The organism is Corynebacterium sp. HMSC058E07, from assembly GCF_001809885.1.
Taxonomy (GTDB): domain Bacteria; phylum Actinomycetota; class Actinomycetes; order Mycobacteriales; family Mycobacteriaceae; genus Corynebacterium; species Corynebacterium macclintockiae.
The window spans coordinates 12561-28036 of the sequence record NZ_KV799275.1 but is presented as its reverse complement, the minus strand read 5'-3'; the positions used below and the strand labels follow the sequence as shown (position 1 = coordinate 28036).

The following is a 15476-nucleotide window of genomic DNA, read 5'->3' as shown; positions in this document are numbered from 1 at the left end:
TCGCCCTGCAGACTAGCTGAATCCTTGTTAAATTCATGTGCGTTGTCTCACAGTAGACGCATGATCTTTTAACAAATAGCTCCCCCAGTTAGGAAAGCATGAAGACACCCCTCACCTGGCGCAAGGCCACTGCCGCAGCCGTGGCCGCCATCGTTTCTATCGGCTCCGCAGGCACCGCAGTTGCCGCCACCAACTCCAGCATCGGTTCTTCCGTCGCCGGCTCTTCTTTTAATCTCACCATCGGTTCATCCGTAACAGGTTCCTCAAAACCTCAGCCGGAGGAGCAGCAGGGCTTCGACCTGCAGTCGCACCGTGGCGGTCGCGGCGAGTACACCGAGGAATCCCGCAAGGCTTTTGAAGAATCTTTAAAGATGGGAGTATCCACCCTCGAGCTGGACATCGTACTGGCCGAGGACGGAACCCCGGTTGTATGGCACGATCCGGAAATCCAGGCCGACAAGTGCACCGATACCAAGCCAGCCACCGAGAACGACCCGGAGTTCCCCTACGTGGGCAAGCTCGTCCACGAGCTGAATTGGAAGCAGCTGCAGACCCTGAACTGCAACAAGGTGCTGAAGGGATTCCCCGAGGCTAAGGCCGAGAAGTCGAACAAGCTGCTGCAGCTGCAGGACGTCTTCGATATTGCTGCCGCCGATCCGCAGATGCGCTTCAACATCGAGACCAAAATCGAGGCCGAGAACCGCGAGAAGTCTGCCACACCGCAGGAGTTTGTCGACGCGATCCTGCCGGTCGTCCGCCACAACAAGGCAACCTCTCGCACCACCATCCAGTCTTTCGACTGGCGCTCCTTGCCACTTGTGCGCAAGGCCCAGCCGGACATCTCTCTCGCTCTTCTTTATGACGCCACCACGTGGAAATCCGGCTCCCAGTGGATCGGTGACGTTGACTACGACAAGCTCGGTGGCGACGTGAACAAGGCCGCTAAGCAGTTGGGCGCGGAAATCCTATCCCCGGACTACAAGCTGGTCACCCCGGAGAACGTGGCTTCCGCCCATGCTGCGGGGTTGCAGGTTCTGCCGTGGACCGTGAACGAGGAATCCGACATGCAGGCCATGGTCGACGCTAAGGTGGACGGCCTGATCACCGACTATCCGACCCGCGGCCTGGACGTTGTAAAGAAGAACAAGCTCCAGGTTCTCTAAACCAGCTTGAGTTCCCGGTAGCGGTTCGCCGCCGCCAGGATCTCCGCCCCACGTGGGCGGCTCAAATGCCCGGGGTGATCACGCCCGGGCACCAAAACGGCCAGACCATCCTCGGTGATGCGTCGCTCCAACCTCGCGACCAGCTCCACCAGTGGGGTCTGGCCGTCGGCGTTTTTCGATAGCCAAGCCAGCGCCGCAGCAATCGCGGCGGTCTGCGAGGGTGCAACGAGTTGGCCAACGGCTGCTAGATCGATGTCCGAGCGATCCACGCTAATGGTGGATAGCCCCCGTGGCTTGGGAGGCTTTCGCGACTTCAAGGCGCCGCGAGCCAAGATGCGGCTAGCGGTGATGTGCTGGAACCCATCTTGTTCTGACAGCTCCTCCTCCCCCGCGAGTTCGTGGGCACGGGCGGTGACATCGCTGGGACGGTAGGCATCCATTGCAATGACGGTATCGGCCAGTTGCAGATAAGCACCCGAGCCGCCGGCGATCAGCACGGTGGAGACCGAGGTGGCGTCGTATAAAGAGCGAACGCGCTGCACAAACGGGGTGATGGGCTCTTTATCATTCGGCACGAGGCGCTGCATGAGATGGTCGCGGATCATGAAGTTCGTGGCGGAAGTGTCCTCGTCGATAAGCAGCGATGATGTCCCCGAGGCATGCGCTTCGACGACGTTGGCAGCCTGGGAGGTAGAACCCGACGCATTGGTAGTCATGAAATGGCGCGTGTCAGCGCCGGTGGGCAGATTAGTGATGAAGGGGGAAATATCGGTGTCGGTGATGGGGCGCCCATCCTCCGCGCGAACGCTGGCGACATCAGCGCGGGAGATGACCCATTCGCGACCATCACCTGCCACATGAGGATAGACGCCGCGTTCCAGAGCGCGGAGCAGAGTGGACTTGCCGTGATAGCCCCCGCCAACGATAACGGTCAGCCCCTCCGGGATGCCCATGCCGGTGACTGTGCGACCACTAGAGAGTTCAAAGGTTTGGGTGAGCGATTCAGGCGACTGGAAGGCTGTGGCCTGGGCTGTGGCGAGAGGACGATCACTATCGCCTGCGGCGCGCGGGAGGATGGCGCCGTTGCCGACAAAAGCAACGAGCTTGCGAGGTTTCAGCTGGGCACGCAGAGCCTCTTGGTCACGCAGAAGAGCCACGTGGTCTGCGAGCGCTGCGGCGTCGGCAGGAGCGAAACGGTCATAGCGCAAACAATCATCTGCAAGGGCTGGCAGATCGTCGGCCAGGAGGTGCGCGGCTTGGCGGCCGAGAATACGGCGCCCCTTGGCGGGCAGCCCTACCAGCAGGCGGGCCTCTACACGATCAGGGGTGACAAGCACGTGGGTACGTTCGAGAACCTGCTGACCGATGTCGCCGATGTGGACGTTCTTCGGGCGGTTGCGCTCTGTCTGGATTCGGCGGGCCAGGAAATCGGCGACCGCTACCCTGCCGGTGGCATCACTAACGAGGTGCGCGGGAATATGCGCGGCGCTTATCGGCAGAATGAGGCGCACCTTGGAGGGGCTGGCATAGGGATCGGCCTGAACGTGGTCGATGGAAACTGTCAGGCCGGGTTCGCTATAGGCCCCCGCGAGTTTTTTATATGCTTTGTACCCCGCGCCATCGAGGTTCTTGGTGCGCGAAAACAGCTCCTCCAGGGTTCCTTGTGCAGTGTTTCTTGACATGCGCTCAAGCGTAGGCGAACTGCTCAGAGAAAAAACTTTAAAAAATTGTTTTGAGGGCGTAACACTTAGGCGTGGGAATCGTTTGTATTGGTGAAGGCGCTAAACAAACCCACATAAACCCTTAGCGTCAGTCACTACACACAGAAAGGATCACTCCCATGATTGAACTCGTTGCAACCTTCTTCCAGAACCTCGTCCAGGTAATCGGCGGCGCTATCGCTGGCCTGGTCGGCCTGATCACTGGCAAGTAGGAATCCCCCTTCTTCTGAGGTTTCTCACTGGTCCCCGTCCACCTCGTGTGGGCGGGGATTTCTTTATAGGATCGTTTTCATGTTGGCCTTCCTCGCAGAGAATCCACTCATCGCCCTCGTCATTATCCTCGCCCTCGGCTTCGCTATCGGCAAGATTCGCTTGGGCGGAATGTCGCTGGGCACAGCGGCAATTCTTTTCGTCGCCATCATCTTCTCCACCCTGGATCCCAACATCCAGCTTCCCCCGCTGCTGTTCCAATTCGGTTTGGCGATCTTCGTCTACGCCATCGGACTAACGGCTGGCCATGCCTTCTTTGCCGATTTCCGCCGTCGCGGATGGCGCATGCTCCTCTTTGTGGTCGTACTCCTCGTCGGCCTCATGGGCATGACGTGGCTACTGGTGCCGCTGTTTGGTGTGGAGGCCACCACCGCGACCGGTTCCTTCGCTGCTGCACTGACTTCGACCCCTGGTATGGCGGCTGTCGTGGATATGTTGGAGGGCACCAACCCGGAGTTGGCTGCTCACCCAGTTGTCGGTTACTCCCTGGCTTATCCCGGTGGCGTGCTGGGAGCCATCGCAGTCGCAGCCATCGGTACGAAGCTTCTCAAAGTTAACCACCGACAGGACGCTATCGACGAGGACGTTCTGCATGCTCCACTGGAGCACCGTGGCATCCGCCTGCGAGACGGCATTACGGGCTGCGTACGTGACCTGCGCACCATCGCTGACACAAAGATCATCGTCACCCGTCTGGTGCGACCACACCACGCCACTGAGGATGTGCAAGAAAAGGACCACAAGCTGGCCTACCCGGATGCCGAGGTCTTCCCTGGCATGATCGTCGTGATTACGGGCACGCCCGACTCCCTGGATAAAGCCACTGCTGCGCTGGGTGAAGAGGTCGATATCGACATCGACAGCTCCTACATCGGCTACCGCCGCATTACCCTTTCAAACCCCAACATCGCCGGGCGCAGCATCAAAGACATTGATCCGATCAGCCATGGCTTCATCATCGCCCGCATTCGTCGCGGCGATGAAGACCTGGTTCCGGGCCCAGACGATGTACTGCATTACTCCGACCGCGTCCGTGTGGTCACTCCTAAGCACCGCATCGACGAGGTTTCTCAGCTCTTGGGCGATTCGGAGCGCTCCCTCGCAGATGTCAATTTGCTGCCGTTTACTCTCGGCCTAGCCATCGGTTTGCTTATCGGCGCGATCCCCATCCCCCTGCCCGGAGGCGCCACACTCAATCTGGGCTTCGGCGGTGGTCCCATTGTCATGGGTCTCGTGTTTGGCGCGCTCGCCCGCACCGGCCCCATCGGCTGGCAAATCCCCTACCACGCCAACAAGGCCCTAAGCAGTCTTGGATTGGCGATCTTCTTGGCGGGCGTGGGCACTATCGCGGGCACGGGATTCCGCGACGCTTTGACGGACATCTCGTCCCTAAAATACATCGCGCTGGGGCTGATCGTTACCGTCGTATCCGCCCTGGTCTGTGGTCTGGCCGGAATGTGGGTACTGCGCCTCAAATGGGACGAGGCAATGGGCATGGCCGCGGGTGTATCTACCAACCCCGCGGTGATCAGCTACCTCAACGACCAGTCGGGCACTGAACTACCCATGCGTGGGTATGCCACGGTCTACCCGGCAGCGATGATCGGGAAGATCGTCGGCTGCCAGGTATTGCTACTGATGCTGCTGTAAAGCAGCAGCTTTACAGATCCTGTGCACCGGCGCGCTGTGGCAGCACGCGCGGGCGCACGCCGACGATTTCCTCGGCGATGCGCACGACCTGGTTGGAGTAGCCGAACTCGTTGTCGTACCAGACGTACAGCACCAGGTGGTTGCCGTTGGCGATGGTGGCCAGGCCGTCGACGATGCCCGCGTGAGTGGTGCCAACAAAGTCGGTGGACACGACCTCCGGGGACTTAATGAAGTCGATCTGCTGGCGCAGCGTGGAGTGCAGGGAAACGCGGCGCAGGAAGTTGTTGACCTCGTCAGCCTCAACTTCCTTATCCAGGGTCAGGTTCAGCACTGCCATGGATACATCCGGGGTGGGAACGCGGATAGCGTTACCGGTCAGCTTGCCCGCGAACTCCGGCAGAGCCTTGGCCACTGCCTTCGCCGCGCCCGTTGCGGTGAGCACCATGTTCAGGCCAGCAGCGCGGCCACGACGGTCGCCCTTGTGGAAGTTATCGATCAGGTTCTGGTCGTTAGTGAAGGAGTGCACGGTCTCGACGTGGCCATGCTGCACGCCGTAACGGTCGTTGATCACCTTCAGCACCGGGGTGATGCCGTTGGTGGTGCAGGACGCCGCGGATAGAATCCGGTCATCCTCAGTGATGTCGCCGTGGTTGATGCCGTAGACGATGTTCTTGATGTCGCCCTTGCCCGGGGCGGTCAGCAGAACCTTGGACACGCCCTTGGACTGCAGGTGCTGGGACAGGCCGTCGCGGTCGCGCCACACGCCGGTGTTGTCCACCACGATCGCATCGTTGATGCCGTAGCTGGTGTAGTCGATCTCCGCCGGGTTGTTAGCGTAGATGATCTTGATTGGGGTGCCGTTGGCCCAGATCGTGTTGTTCTCGTGATCCGTGGTGATGGTGCCGTCGAAGGCGCCGTGGACGGAGTCGCGGCGCAGCAGGGAGGCACGCTTAACCAGGTCGCCCTCGCCCTTGGAACGGACGACGACGGCGCGCAGGCGGGCACCACCGTAAGTAGCCTCGCGGGAAACCAGGATGCGGGCCAGCAGACGGCCGATGCGGCCGAAGCCGTAGAGGACGATGTCGCGGGGCTCTACCTGCTCCGGGCCACCGATGACCTCGGCCAGCTCGCGCTCCAGGTACTCGCGCAGGGTCAGGCCCTCGGAGTTCTTGTTGTAGCGGCTAGCCAGGGATCCGATGTCGATGGAGGCGGTGCCCAGGTTCATTTCCACCAGTTCGCGCAGAACCGGCAGGGTCTGCTCCAGCGGCAGCTCCTTTTCCACCACGCGGCGGGCGTAGCGGTGGGACTTGATGATGTCGATGTCGGTGACGTTGACCAGCAGTCGACCGAAAATAGAGGTTACGACGTTCTTATCGCGGTGCAGTCGGCTGATCAGCGGCAGCATCTCTTGTGCCAGAGCCAGCCGCTCGTTCCAATCGCTGTGCAGATCGCTCGTGGTGTGCGCGTTGTCGGTCATCTATACCTCACTACCTCACTGGAGGGAATCGTTTTGCCAAAATCCGGGGGTCACCCGCTTACCCCCTAAGTCTAGTGGCAGACTCCCCCACACCCATTAATCCGGGGGCTTAAAGGGGTAGACGTTTATTCTGGGAATATGACTAACTCTTCTGCAACCAACAATCCGCAGCCCAGCGATGTGGAGATCGCGCAGGCCCACACGCTGGAACCCATCACCACGATCGCGGAGCGCGCCGGCATCCCGGAAGCCGCCCTGATCCCCTACGGCCGCACAAAGGCCAAGATCGACGTTCCCGCGCTCAAGGCTGAACGTGGGGGCGTCAATAAGAAGGGCAAGCTCGTGCTCGTGACGGCGATGAGCCCAACCCCCGCTGGTGAAGGCAAGTCCACCGTGCTTATCGGTCTGGCAGATGCCGTGCGTGCGGCGGGGCGCCAGACGATGGTGGCGATCCGCGAACCCTCCCAGGGACCGGTCATGGGCATCAAGGGCGGCGCAGCGGGCGGCGGCTACGCGCAGATCGTGCCGATGGAGGACATCAACCTACACTTCACCGGCGACATGCACGCCATCACCGCGGCGACGAACACTCTGGCTGCGATGATCGATAACCACGTGCAACACGGCAACGCGCTGGGCATCGACCCGCGGCGTGTGACGTGGCGACGCTGCCTGGACGTCAACGATCGCTCGCTGCGCCACGTGGTCACCGGCCTGGGCGGGCCGGGTCAGGGCACTCCGCGCGAGGGCGGCTTCGACATCACCGCAGCCAGCGAGATCATGGCGATCCTGTGTCTGGCCACCGACCTGGAGGATCTGAAGAAGCGCATCGGGCGCATCGTGGTGGGTCAGACCTACGACCGCAAGCCCGTCACCGCGGGCGACCTGAAGTGCGCGGGCGCAATCACCGCCCTGCTGCGCGACGCGATCAACCCGAACCTAGTACAGACCCTGGGCGGCACCCCTGCCCTGGTACACGGCGGGCCTTTTGCGAACATCGCCCACGGCTGTAACTCCCTGATTGCGACGACGACGGCGCTGGATCTGTCGGAGGTCGTGCTGACCGAGGCCGGATTCGGCAGCGACCTGGGCGCGGAGAAGTTCTTCGACATCAAGTCCCGAGCCGGCGACCTGGCCGTGGCCGCAACCGTAGTGGTGGCCACGATCCGCTCGCTGAAGCACAACGGCGGCTCCGTACTGAAGGCCGGACTGGCCAACCTGGAGCGCCACGTCAGCAACATCCGCAAGTTCGGCGTGGAGCCCGTGGTGGCGCTGAACCTGTTTAGCTCCGACACGGACGCCGAGCGCCAACTGATCGCCGACTGGGGCAAGGACTTCGGGGTGCGCGTGGTGGAATGCAACGTGTGGGCCGAGGGCGGCGCCGGTGCGGCGGATCTGGCCACTGCCGTGTTGGAGGTCGTTGATGGTGTTTCTGGTGATGACGCCCCTAGCTCCAGCCACCAGATCTATCAGCCCATCGATGGCGTGGAAGCCACCCTGCGCACGCTTGCCACGGAGATCTACGGCGCGGCGGACGTGCAGTTCGGCCCGCAGGCCGTGAAGGATCTGGCGTTTCTGAAGGACAACGGCTGGGACAAGCTGCCGGTGTGCGTGTCGAAGACGCAGTACTCGTTCAGCGATGACCCCAGCGCGCTGGGTGCGCCGAGCGGCCACACCCTGCACGTCCGCGAACTGGTGCCACGCATCGGCGCCGGATTCGTGGTCGCACTGACGGGCGACGTGATGACTCTGCCTGGGCTGCCGAAGAAGCCCGCGGCCGAGCGCATCGACGTGGATGCGCAGGGAGTTATCTCCGGGCTGTTCTAGCCGGGCTGGCGAGTCCAGCCAGTCCAGCTACTTCTTGCGCTTCTTTTCGCGCACGCGGACCGCGATACGCACCGGCGAGCCTTCGAAGCCGAAGGATTCGCGCAGCTTGCGCTCCAGGAAGCGGCGGTAGCCGTGCTCCAGGAAGCCGGTGGTGAACAGCACGATCACCGGCGGCTTGGTGGAAGCCTGGGTGGCAAACAGCACGCGCGGCAGGCGACCGCCACGCATCGGCGGCGGGGTCTCCGCGATCACGGCGCGCAGCCAGGTGTTCAGCTGGCCGGTGGAAATGCGCTGATCCCAGCTCTCCAAAGCCTCAATCATCGCGGGCTCCAGCTTCTGCAGCGCGCGGCCGGTCTTCGCGGAAATGTTCACGCGGCGAGCCCACGGAACGTGGGACAATTGCAGCTCAATCTCGCGTTCCAGCAGCTCGCGGCGGTCTTCATCCACAAGATCCCACTTGTTGTAGGCCACGACCAGGGCACGCCCCGAGTCAAGGATCATGCGAAGTACTCGCTGATCCTGCTCGGCGATGGGTTCGCTAGCGTCCACAAGAAAAACAGCGACCTCCGCCGCGTCGATGGCGGAGCGGGTGCGCAGCGAGGCGTAGAACTCGTGGCCGCGCGCCTGCTTCGTCTTTTTGCGAATGCCCGCGGTGTCGACGAACTTCCAGGTCTTTTCCTCCAGCTCGACGATGGAGTCGACCGGGTCGACTGTAGTGCCGGCGACGTTGTTGACCACGGAGCGTTCCTCGCCTGTGATCTTGTTCAGCAGGGAGGACTTGCCCACGTTCGGGCGGCCGACCAGAGCCACGCGGCGCGGGCCGGAAACGACGGAAAGCTCGCGGGGGTGCTCCGGGAAGGAGCGCAAAACCTCGTCCAGCACGTCCGCCGCACCCTTGCCGTGCTGCGCAGACACCGGGTACGGGTTATCCAGGCCCAGCGCCCAGAACTCGGCGACGTCGCCCAGCTGCGCGTCCGCGTCACACTTGTTAGCCACCACGATCACCGGCACCTGACTGCGCTGCAGCTTGCGGGCAATGACCTCATCGGTGGAAGTGATGCCCACCTTCGAGTCGACCACAAAGACGATCACGTCGGCGGTTTCCATGGCGGTTTCAGCCTGGCGGGCGATGGCTGCGTGGATGCCCTTCGCATCCGGATCCCAGCCGCCCGTGTCCTGCACCCAGAACCGGCGGCCGGACCACTCGCCCAAATAGGAAATGCGGTCGCGGGTGACGCCCGGGAAGTCCTCCACCACGGCTTCGCGGCGACCGATGAAGCGGTTGACCAGCGTGGACTTACCCACGTTCGGTCGGCCGACGATAGCGACGGTGCACAGCGCTTCGCGCTCTGCTTCTTCGTCGTCCATCATGCCGAAGGCCTGTTCCAGGGCTTCCCAGTCCTCTTCGGTTTCCGGCATATCGCCGCCACCCTCCAAGGTGAAGTCCTCGGGGCCGGTGATGAAGAACTCTTCGGGGTCGGATTCGTCGTCTTCGTCGTCTTCGTAGTCGCCGAACTCTTCGTCCGAGAAGTCAGCGTCCGAGAAATCAGACTCCCCCAGCACCTCGCCGTCGGCGGTGCGGAAGGTCAGTTCCTCGGGGACCTCCGCGCTGTCGGATGAAGCGCTGGCCAGGGTCAGCTCTGCCAGTTTCTCCAGCACCTCGTCGATGTCCATCTCTCCGGTGTCGACGATCACAGCGTCGTCTGCGGGGCGTAGCGGGGACGTTTCGCGGGAGGAGTCTGCCTCATCACGGCGCTGCACGTCCGCGAGTACCGCGTCGAAATCCACGTCCCGGCCAGCGGCAATGTCTTGGTCGTAACGCCGCTGAGCCCGCACCTCTGCGGAGGCGGTCATGAAGATCTTCACTGGGGCGTCCGCAAGAACAACAGTGCCGATGTCGCGGCCCTCGACCACGCAGCGACCGGCGGCGAAGGCCAGGGAGCGCTGCAAGGCCACCAGGTTCTCGCGAACCTCCGGGATGGCGGCTACGGCGGAGACGTGTGCGGTGACCTCGGGGCCGCGGATCTCGCCGGAAACGTCGGTGCCGTCCAGCAGAACCTCGGTGGACGTGGGATCCTCGTTGATCTCCAGCGGCAGGTCGGCGGTGGCGGCAATGATCGCCTCGCGGGCAGACTCCGTGGATGGATCGATGCCCTGGCGCAGTACGTGCAGGGTAGCCACGCGGTACATTGCGCCGGTATCCAGGTACTTTGCGTCCGCGGCGGTGGCTAGGCGGCGGCAGACGGTGGACTTGCCGGTGCCGCTGGGGCCGTCAACGGCGACAATCAGGCCACCGTCGGCGACATTGGTGGCGCTGGCGAGCTGATCCAGGGCAGAGCCGGGCTCGTAGAAAGGTGCGTTCGTCATGGAAAGGTCGTTCCCCTAGTTAATTGTGTGTCTATGTCGGCTGTAGTGGCAGTGTTTACTGCGGTGGCAGTGTTGGCTGCGCTGGTTCTACAGCCCGACCTTCTTATACAAGCTTTGCAATTCCGCCTGATTCAGCGCGCGGATCGTGCCCGGCTTCTGCTCGCCCAATTGCACGGTGTGGATCTTAGTGCGGACCAGCGCCTGAACTGGGAAGCCGGCCTCCTTCAGCATGCGGCGCACAATGTGCTTGCGCCCTTCGTGCAGCTCGATCTTGATCAGCGACTTACCCTGCCAGACGTCCACGATCTGCACGCTATCGGCGCGGGCGGTGCCGTCGTCCAGCTCCACGCCGTCCTTCAGGTCGCGGATCAGTTTGCGGCTGGCCTCGCCCAGCACCGTGGCCATGTAGGTCTTTCGCACCTCGTACTTCGGGTGCATCAGGCGGTTGGCCAGCTCGCCGTCGTTGGTGAGCAGCAGCAGCCCCTCCGTCGCGGCGTCCAAACGACCAACGTGGAACAGACCCTGGCCTTCCTTCAGACGGGTGCCGACCAGGTCACCGACGCACGGGCGACCTAGCTCGTCGCTCATGGTGGAGTGCACGCCACGCGGCTTGTTCAGCACGAAGTACACCATTTCCTCGTTGACCTGCACGCGCTCTCCATCCACGCGGACAATATCCACGCTCGGGTCGATGCGGGTGCCCATCTTCACGACGATTTCGCCGTTGACTTCCACACGACCGGCGGCGATGAGCTTCTCGCTCATGCGGCGGCTGGCCACACCTGCGGAAGCCAGCACCTTCTGTAGGCGCACCTGGGCTTTCTCCGAATCGGGCTGGTTCAGAGCTGCGGCTGCCTCCTGCTCCGTTACGTGCTGGCGCTTGGCTGGCTTGGCCTGCGATAGGTAGATGTCTTTCGGAGCGGTCTCCGGTGTGCCGTCTCGGCGAGCGGGTGTGTCCACGGTGTTTCTAGCCCTTCGAACTAAAATCTTGAATTATCCGCCCGAATTGTACCCCTCAGCCTGCTTAATTGTCGATACTGTCGATGCTGTCTACCTCCGGCAGCAACGGCGCCAGATCCGGCAGTTGATCCAGCGATTCAATCCCGATCTGTTCCAGGAAAAGCTCGGTCGTGGAGTACAGGTGCGCTCCGCCCTGCTCCCCTGTCTCGGCGATCAGCCCGCGCAGCGACAGGGTACGCATCACGCCATCGCAGTTCACGCCACGCACCGCCGCCACCTGGCTCCTAGTTACAGGCTGCCGGTAGGCCACCACCGCCAGGGTCTCCAGCGCGGCGCGGCTCAGGCGCTGCTGCGTGCCGTCCAGCAGCTTCGCCTCCACCACATCCGAGTTCGCGCGCCGTGTGTACAGCCGGAACGCCCCCTCGTGCTCACGGAGTTCAAAGCCGCTACCTCGGGCGTCAAACTCCGCCGCGATCTCGTGGAGGGTCTGCGCCACCTCGGCCTCGGGAACCGCGCGTTCCTCGGTGGAAAGTACGCGGGCGAGCTCTGTGGGCGTCACTGCCTCATCGCTGACCAACAGCAACGACTCCACGCGGCTGCGCAGCACCGACACCTGCGGCAGCGGCGCGGGGTTGGGTTGTTCGCTCATGGTCTGTGCCCTCTCTGTCTTGTTTATGGACGCCTATTCCCAGTTGCTGGCCGCCACCACCGCCGGATCGACATCCAGCCCGGTCCAGGCCACCGACATGTCCTGCAGCGGCTCGGGCTGTTCAATGCCGATGGCGCGAGCCTTGTACAGCTCCAAGAGCGCCAGGAAACGACCGACGACGATCATGTTCATCTCCGCATCGGCAATCAGGGCGCCGAAGGTCACCCACTTGTTTTCGCCGGCAACCTTGAGGGTGTTAAGGATCCGCCCGGCCTGCTCCGGCACCGAGACCGCCACCTGGTGGATGTGGCCGGTATCGACGTGATCCGGTTTGGGGCGGAACACGGCGGCGGCGAGCTCAGCAAACTCGTCGACGGTCTTACCGATCTTCACTTCCGGCAGCAGGTTCGCGTGGTGTTCCTCCAGCGACAAAGTGGCGGGATAGGAACGCGCGGCATCGCGCTGCCAATCGGAGAACAGGTTCGCCACCTGCTTGTAGGCGCGGTACTGCAGCAGACGGGCGAACAGCAGGTCGCGGGTCTCGAGCAGCGCCAGGTCTTCTTCGCTGTCGACCTCGCCCCGGGGCACCAGGCGGGCGGCTTTGAGATCCAGCAGCGTGGAGGCGACGACCAGGAACTCCGTGACCTCATCCAGGTCGTCCGCGCTGGAGCTTAGGCTCTTGGTGTAGGCGATGAACTCGTCGGTGACCTGTGCCAGGGCGATCTCGGTGATGTCCAGCTTGTGGGAGTGGATCAGCTGCAGCAGCAGGTCGAAAGGACCGTCGAAGTTCGCCAACGCCACCCGGAAGCCGGTGATCTCCGGCTGCTCCGGCTGCGCGGACTCCGGAGCCAGCTGGCTAGATTTGCTGAGCGACGCGCTCAATGACTTCCTTCGCCAGGTTCGAATACTGCACCGCGCCCGAGGAACTCGGCGCCCAGGTGTTAATCGGCTCTCCGGCCACCGAGGTCTCCGGGAACCGCACGGTACGGGTGATCACGGAATCGAAGACCTTATCGCCGAAGGCCTCCACCAGCCGCTCCATGACCTCGCGGGCGTGGAGGGTACGCCGGTCGAACATCGTCACCAGGATGCCCAGCACCTCCAGTTTGAAGTTCAGGCGGTCGCGGACCTTTTCCACCGTGTCCATCAGCAGAGCCAGGCCACGCAGCGAGAAGTACTCGGACTCCACTGGAATGATCACCGAATCCGCACAGCTCAGCGCGTTGACGGTCAGCAGCCCCAGGGAAGGCTGGCAGTCGACGATAATGAAGTCGTAGTCGCGCATCACCGGACGCAGCGCGCGGGCCAGGGCCTGTTCGCGACCGACCTCGTTAACCAGCTGAATCTCCGCAGCCGACAAGTCAATATTCGCGGGAACGACATCCAGACCGTCGACGGGGCTGGAGTGGATGGCGTCAAGAATAGAGGCAGAAGAATCGACCAACAGGTTGTAAACCGTCACGTCGAGCTCATCGTGGCTAATGCCCAAACCGGCGGACAGTGCGCCCTGTGGGTCCAGGTCTACCAGCAGCACCTTGCGCCCGAACGCGGCCAGCGAGGCACCGATGTTGATCGTCGAAGTGGTCTTGCCCACCCCGCCCTTCTGGTTACACATCGCGATGATGGAGGCCGGGCCGTGGCGATCCAACGGCTCGGGATCCGGCAGCTCCTTGATAGGTCGTCCGGTCAGGCCGATGCGCTGATCGGGCTTATCAAACAACGCATCCGCGTGTGACTGTGAACGTGACATCGGCGATCCCGTCAAGCCCTTTCCCTTGATTGTTGTGTTTAGCCTTTAATTACACCCTAGAGATTATCAGGCACGCTAGGTGCGGGGGTGAGATGAGGCCCAAATCTCCCGCAAGTGCTCAGGGCTGACCTTGGTGTAAATCTGCGTGGTAGCCACGCTAGCGTGCCCCAGCAGTTCCTGCACTACACGGATGTCCGCGCCGCCTTCCAAAAGATGGGTGGCGAAGCTGTGGCGCAGGCTGTGCGGCGAGACATGATCCAGCCCCGCCGTCTCCGCCGCCTGCGAGACGATCTTGAAGCCCGATTGCCGCCCCAGTCGCGCGCCACGGTTGTTCAGGAACAGCGCCGGGCTGCCCTTCTTGTTCAGGCTCGGTCGCGCGCGCACCAGGTAGCGCTCCACCGCCTGCAGCGCGGGTCGCCCTAGCGGCACGATGCGTTCCTTGCCACCCTTGCCGCGCACAAGCAGCATGCGCTGTTCGCGGTCGAGATCGTCGACGTCGAGGTCTAGCAGCTCAGTGATGCGGGCGCCGGTCGAGTAGAGCATCTCTAGCAGCGCACGGTCACGGATGTTTATTATTGACGCCCCGTCGCCCGCCGGCACCGCGTCCAGCAAAGCCTCTACCTGAGCCAGACTGAGAGCTTTCGGAATGGAGCCGCCCAGCGAGGGCGTGGGGACGTCCGCCGCCACGTCGAAGGGCAGGCGCCCGTCGGCGTGGGCAAAGGAGTGCAGGCCGCGGATCGCCGCCAGCGCCCGAGCGGCCGAAGATGCCGCGAGGTTCAGGTCCTTGCGCAGGTGGATGAGGTAATCCTCGATGTCCGTGGCCGTGACGTCCTGGAGCGACGTGTCACCCAGCCACTCCAGGTAGCGGTCCAGGTCGCGCTGGTAGTTCGACAGCGTGTGGACAGACACGTCACGCTCGGTTTTTAAGTGCCGGATGTACGCCCGGCCGAGCTTCTGGTTCGCTTCGAGGCTCAACGGAGGAACTTCATATCTGTGCCGAGCTTGGCTTCCGCGCGGGCGGAGCGGCGTTCGGCGAGGCCCGAGTGGTAGTTGAAAGGTTCGGAGACGTCGCGACGGGTATCCGCCGCCAGGTGCAGCAGGGCGATGGTGGCGATGGAGTTTTCCACCACGCCCGTCTGAGCCCACTCGATTGCTTCGGGAATTGGCACCCAGCGGGTCTCGATCTCCGCTTCCTCGAACTCCGCTTCTGGCAGGTCGAAGTCGGCGAGGTCGTCGTCCAGATCTTCGGCCAGGTAAATGCGGCACATTTCCTCGCTGAACCCCGGGGAGGTCACCACATCGCCCAGCAGGTGCCAGGAATGCGCACGCAGCCCAGCTTCCTCGGCGAGCTCGCGGCGGGCGGCCTCTAGGGGATCCTCCCCCACTAGATCCAGCAAGCCGGCCGGGATCTCCCACAGGTGCCGCCCCACGCCGTGGCGATATTGGCGGATCATCATCACGTGATTGTCGCGCACAGCCGCGACGGCAACGGCGGAGAAATGTTCAACGATTTCCCGCTTCGCCTCGCCGGTAGCGGTAGTGATCGTATCGCGTCGCACGCCGATGATCGGCGCATCCAGCAGCAATTCGCTATCGACGACGCGGTACGGGGTGTTGTCGGTGCTCATGACTCCCTAGTTTA

At 62.9% G+C, this 15476-nt stretch carries 12 protein-coding genes; 3 read left to right on the top strand and 9 right to left on the bottom strand.

The window, feature by feature from the left end:
- Window positions 1-98: 98 nt before the first annotated feature.
- A complete protein-coding gene (locus tag HMPREF2678_RS05525) occupies window positions 99-1163 on the top strand; it encodes a glycerophosphodiester phosphodiesterase family protein (RefSeq protein ID WP_034976611.1) in 1065 nt (354 codons plus the stop codon).
- On the opposite strand, the gene HMPREF2678_RS05520 is transcribed toward HMPREF2678_RS05525, so the two are convergent.
- Window positions 1160-2845 (bottom strand): ABC-ATPase domain-containing protein, encoded by a 1686-nt coding sequence (locus HMPREF2678_RS05520; protein WP_070551303.1) that lies wholly within the window; start codon window positions 2843-2845, stop codon window positions 1160-1162. The genes HMPREF2678_RS05525 and HMPREF2678_RS05520 overlap by 4 nt on opposite strands.
- Window positions 2846-3175: 330 nt before the next feature.
- On the opposite strand from HMPREF2678_RS05520, the gene HMPREF2678_RS05515 reads away from it, so the two are divergent.
- Window positions 3176-4804: an aspartate:alanine exchanger family transporter gene (locus HMPREF2678_RS05515; RefSeq protein WP_070551301.1), complete on the top strand. Its 1629-nt coding sequence runs from the start codon at window positions 3176-3178 to the stop codon at window positions 4802-4804.
- 10 nt (window positions 4805-4814) lie between these two features.
- Here the strand turns inward: HMPREF2678_RS05515 and HMPREF2678_RS05510 are convergent, their stop codons facing one another.
- Window positions 4815-6281 (bottom strand): glyceraldehyde-3-phosphate dehydrogenase, encoded by a 1467-nt coding sequence (locus HMPREF2678_RS05510; protein WP_070551299.1) that lies wholly within the window; start codon window positions 6279-6281, stop codon window positions 4815-4817.
- 138 nt (window positions 6282-6419) lie between these two features.
- Between HMPREF2678_RS05510 and HMPREF2678_RS05505 the strand changes: the two genes are divergently transcribed.
- Window positions 6420-8108, top strand: a complete 1689-nt coding sequence (locus HMPREF2678_RS05505; RefSeq protein WP_034967693.1) for a formate--tetrahydrofolate ligase — start codon at window positions 6420-6422, stop codon at window positions 8106-8108.
- Between the two features lie 27 nt (window positions 8109-8135).
- Here HMPREF2678_RS05505 and der read toward each other — a convergent pair whose 3' ends face one another.
- The 7 genes from der to HMPREF2678_RS05470 all read right to left on the bottom strand — a co-directional run bounded on the left by der (window position 8136) and on the right by HMPREF2678_RS05470 (window position 15462).
- On the bottom strand, window positions 8136-10475 hold the full coding sequence (gene der / locus HMPREF2678_RS05500) for a bifunctional cytidylate kinase/GTPase Der (protein WP_070551297.1): 2340 nt from the start codon (window positions 10473-10475) through the stop codon (window positions 8136-8138).
- A gap of 87 nt (window positions 10476-10562) precedes the next feature.
- Window positions 10563-11435, bottom strand: a complete 873-nt coding sequence (locus tag HMPREF2678_RS05495; RefSeq protein WP_034974260.1) for a pseudouridine synthase — start codon at window positions 11433-11435, stop codon at window positions 10563-10565.
- 64 nt (window positions 11436-11499) lie between these two features.
- Window positions 11500-12084 carry an SMC-Scp complex subunit ScpB gene (scpB, locus tag HMPREF2678_RS05490; RefSeq protein WP_034981890.1) on the bottom strand — a complete coding sequence of 195 codons (585 nt, stop codon included), beginning with the start codon at window positions 12082-12084 and terminating at the stop codon, window positions 11500-11502.
- Between the two features lie 33 nt (window positions 12085-12117).
- Window positions 12118-12966, bottom strand: coding sequence for a segregation and condensation protein A (locus HMPREF2678_RS05485; protein WP_371325837.1), 849 nt, complete (start codon window positions 12964-12966; stop codon window positions 12118-12120).
- Window positions 12941-13834: a ParA family protein gene (locus HMPREF2678_RS05480; RefSeq protein WP_034981889.1), complete on the bottom strand. Its 894-nt coding sequence runs from the start codon at window positions 13832-13834 to the stop codon at window positions 12941-12943. Before HMPREF2678_RS05480 ends, HMPREF2678_RS05485 begins: the two co-directional genes overlap by 26 nt.
- A 75-nt stretch (window positions 13835-13909) precedes the next feature.
- Window positions 13910-14809, bottom strand: coding sequence for a tyrosine recombinase (locus HMPREF2678_RS05475; protein WP_034981888.1), 900 nt, complete (start codon window positions 14807-14809; stop codon window positions 13910-13912).
- Window positions 14806-15462 (bottom strand): NUDIX domain-containing protein, encoded by a 657-nt coding sequence (locus tag HMPREF2678_RS05470; RefSeq protein ID WP_034991450.1) that lies wholly within the window; start codon window positions 15460-15462, stop codon window positions 14806-14808. Before HMPREF2678_RS05470 ends, HMPREF2678_RS05475 begins: the two co-directional genes overlap by 4 nt.
- Window positions 15463-15476: the final 14 nt, after the last annotated feature.

Coding starts and splice junctions, on each gene's coding strand:
- HMPREF2678_RS05525 (WP_034976611.1), top strand. CDS start 99: ATGAAGACACCCCTCACCTGGCGCAAGGCCACTGCCGCAGCCGTGGCC.
- HMPREF2678_RS05520 (WP_070551303.1), bottom strand. CDS start 2,845: ATGTCAAGAAACACTGCACAAGGAACCCTGGAGGAGCTGTTTTCGCGC.
- HMPREF2678_RS05515 (WP_070551301.1), top strand. CDS start 3,176: ATGTTGGCCTTCCTCGCAGAGAATCCACTCATCGCCCTCGTCATTATC.
- HMPREF2678_RS05510 (WP_070551299.1), bottom strand. CDS start 6,281: ATGACCGACAACGCGCACACCACGAGCGATCTGCACAGCGATTGGAAC.
- HMPREF2678_RS05505 (WP_034967693.1), top strand. CDS start 6,420: ATGACTAACTCTTCTGCAACCAACAATCCGCAGCCCAGCGATGTGGAG.
- der (WP_070551297.1), bottom strand. CDS start 10,475: ATGACGAACGCACCTTTCTACGAGCCCGGCTCTGCCCTGGATCAGCTC.
- scpB (WP_034981890.1), bottom strand. CDS start 12,084: ATGAGCGAACAACCCAACCCCGCGCCGCTGCCGCAGGTGTCGGTGCTG.
- HMPREF2678_RS05480 (WP_034981889.1), bottom strand. CDS start 13,834: ATGTCACGTTCACAGTCACACGCGGATGCGTTGTTTGATAAGCCCGAT.
- HMPREF2678_RS05470 (WP_034991450.1), bottom strand. CDS start 15,462: ATGAGCACCGACAACACCCCGTACCGCGTCGTCGATAGCGAATTGCTG.